This window comes from Pseudemcibacter sp. (assembly GCF_965661635.1).
Lineage (GTDB): Bacteria > Pseudomonadota > Alphaproteobacteria > Sphingomonadales > Emcibacteraceae > Pseudemcibacter.
In genome coordinates this window covers 1-2,580 of record NZ_CBFIEP010000035.1, presented here as the reverse complement: position 1 = coordinate 2,580, position 2,580 = coordinate 1, and the positions used below count along the sequence as shown (strand labels likewise).

At 45.1% G+C, this 2,580-nt stretch carries 3 protein-coding genes; 1 reads left to right on the top strand and 2 read right to left on the bottom strand.

Annotated features, from left to right (window positions below; translation table 11 throughout):
* Positions 1-253: hypothetical protein (locus ACTF6W_RS02620; RefSeq protein WP_438992981.1), on the bottom strand; the 253-nt coding region annotated here is incomplete at its 3' end.
* Positions 254-375: 122 nt separating this feature from the next.
* Here ACTF6W_RS02620 and ACTF6W_RS02615 point away from each other — a divergent pair.
* The gene (locus tag ACTF6W_RS02615; RefSeq protein ID WP_438992980.1) at positions 376-1,566 is read left to right on the top strand and encodes a pyridoxal phosphate-dependent aminotransferase; all 1,191 of its coding nucleotides are present in this window, start codon (positions 376-378) and stop codon (positions 1,564-1,566) included.
* Positions 1,567-1,599: 33 nt separating this feature from the next.
* Here the strand turns inward: ACTF6W_RS02615 and ACTF6W_RS02610 are convergent.
* Positions 1,600-2,580, bottom strand: a 981-nt coding sequence (locus tag ACTF6W_RS02610) for a dipeptidase (protein WP_438992979.1), incomplete at its 5' end; no start/stop codon positions are given.

The window sequence follows — 2,580 nt, the reverse complement described above, 5'->3', positions numbered from 1 at the left end:
TTTTATTCGTTGTTAATAGTGGCGTGGCCCCCGTCTGTTGATGATGAATGGCAATCACAAGTCCAAGCCCAACAATAAGATATCCAGAATATTGAAAATATTCGGAACCATTTGTTGCGACGAGGCCGCCAACAATTAGGGCAATTGCTATACCAAACCATTTTTTGGGTAGGGCTGCTTTTAATGCGGCCGCTTCTGATTTTTTTGCTTCACTTAAAGCATCATTATAGTGGTCTATTTCTTCATTTGTCATAATTTCTCTTTCCATGATGGAAAGTAATATAACTGAGTCTTTCCGTAATGGAAAGTGATAATTCATCTGGTAATATAAAAAAAATTCATATATCAATTTAAATATATATTTTAAAAGGAAAAATGATGGGTCATAAAAGCTTATCAACAGTAACAGAACGTATATCCGGCCCCGCATCAAAAGCGTGGGATGTTGGTGACGAAGCCGCGCGCCGCATGTTAAAGGGGGCGGATATCATCCACCTTGGGGTTGGGGATCCGGATTTAGACACACCTAAGCCTGTTCGTGAAGCGCTCACAAAGGCGATTGAAGCCGGAAAAACCCATTATGCACCCATACCGGGGGAATATGCACTTAGAGACACGATCGCGGATCATGCATCGTGGCTTTATAATGCGCCGGTTAAAGCAGAAAATGTGATTGTTTGTAATGGTGCACAAGGGGCCATATTCGCCACATTCCAGTGTATTGCGGAAAAGGGGGATGAGGTGATCGTGCTTGAGCCTTATTATGCCACTTATCCTGCCGTTGTAACCGCAGGTGGTGCGACCATGGTGAGTGTAGAGCTTGATCTTGAGGAAGATTATAAGCTTGATATAGAAAAGATAAAGGCGGCCGTAACAGATAAGACCAAAGCGATCATCATTAATTCACCAAGTAATCCTGCGGGTGCCGTGATTGACCGCGAGGCGGTTCGGGATATTGCAAAATTCTGTTGTGACAATCAAATCTGGCTGGTTAGTGATGAAGTTTATTGGTCACATTGTTTCGAGGATGATCATATTTCCCCCTATGCACACATCGAATTTCGTGATTATATCATTGTGATTAATAGCTTATCCAAATCTCACGCCATGACGGGATGGCGTATGGGTTGGGCCATTGGTCCCGATCATTTTATTCAAGCTATGACCAATTATTCACAAGCGGCGCAGTTCGGTATCAATCAATTTGTACAAAATGCGGCGATTGCGGCGCTTAAGGATAAAAGCACAACGGGAGAATTTAACGCCATCTTTAAAGGGCAGCGCGATGCCTTTTGTGAAGAGTTACGCCAAAGCAATCATTTAAGCTTTTCAAAACCACGTGGCGGTATGTTTGTGCTACTCGATGTTTCCGCAAGCGGCCTAAACGGCGAAGAGTTCGCATGGAGATTGCTTGACGAGGAAAATGTCGCCGTGGTACCGGGCTTTGGATTTGGCGAAGGTTTTTCCCACACAATTCGTATCGGATATTTATGCGATGAAGAAAAATTAAAAGAAGCCGCAAAACGGATTGTAAGGTTCACAGAAAAATTGGCGCATCAGGGTTAACTGACGCGCCATGATTTTTAAATGTTTCTAAAATTACTGTGCGGCTTGGAGTTCTGCGGCGACCGCTTGAACTTCGTCTAGGACACGGAGTAGGTTTCCGCTCCAGAGTTTGCCGATTTGCTCTTCTGTGTAGCCACGGCGTACAAGCTCGATTGTCACGTTATGGGTTTCAGAGGCATCGTTCCAGCCATAGATACCGCCACCACCATCAAAGTCGGAGCTGATACCCACATGGTCAAGGCCGATGAAATCAACCATATAATCAATATGATCAACGAAGTCCTTCACATCCACAGGAGGGGCGACGCTGTATACTTCTGCTTCAAGTCTTGGTTCTGCCGCCTTTTGCATGGCGCGGTATTGTGCGATGTAGGCATCGCGTTGGGCTTCAGGAAGGCCAAAAGCATCACGCATGCTCATGAGTTCAAAGCCCATTTGATCAGCGACTTCGGCATATAATTTATTACGTTCAGCGACCATTGCCGCATTTTTTTCTGCGTCAAGGTAGCTTGCAAACGCAACCGTTTGCACGACGCCGCCTTTATCCTTAATCATCAAAAGAAGATCGTCTTCAAGGTTACGGCTAACGGTTTTGCTTAAGTTTCTTGCGGATGAATGCGATGCAATCACCGGCGCTTTTGAAAGTTCGATGGCCTGTTTGTTGGATTGGTATGATGGATGTGAGACATCAACCATAATGCCGTGCAGGTTCATAAGCGCCAACGCTTCTTTACCAAGGTCACTTAGTCCGTTATAGAGGAAAGGTTCAGTTGGGTTGCCGTTTTCATCAACGCGTTCACCGGTATTTGAATCGGCTAATTGACTGTGGCCGTTATGGGCCAATGACATATAGCGGGCGCCAAGATCAGCGAATTTTTTAATGTTTGAAAGATCCGTTCCGACCGGATAGGCATTTTCAATACCGATCATGGCCACTTTTTTACCCAAACCATTAATGCGGCGCACATCATCGGAAGTAAGCGCCAGTTCAATTTGATCCGGTGCTTTAACGGT

Excerpts from the sequence above, each read along its gene's own strand:
- ACTF6W_RS02615 (WP_438992980.1), top strand. The coding sequence starts at position 376 with ATGATGGGTCATAAAAGCTTATCAACAGTAACAGAACGTATATCCGGC.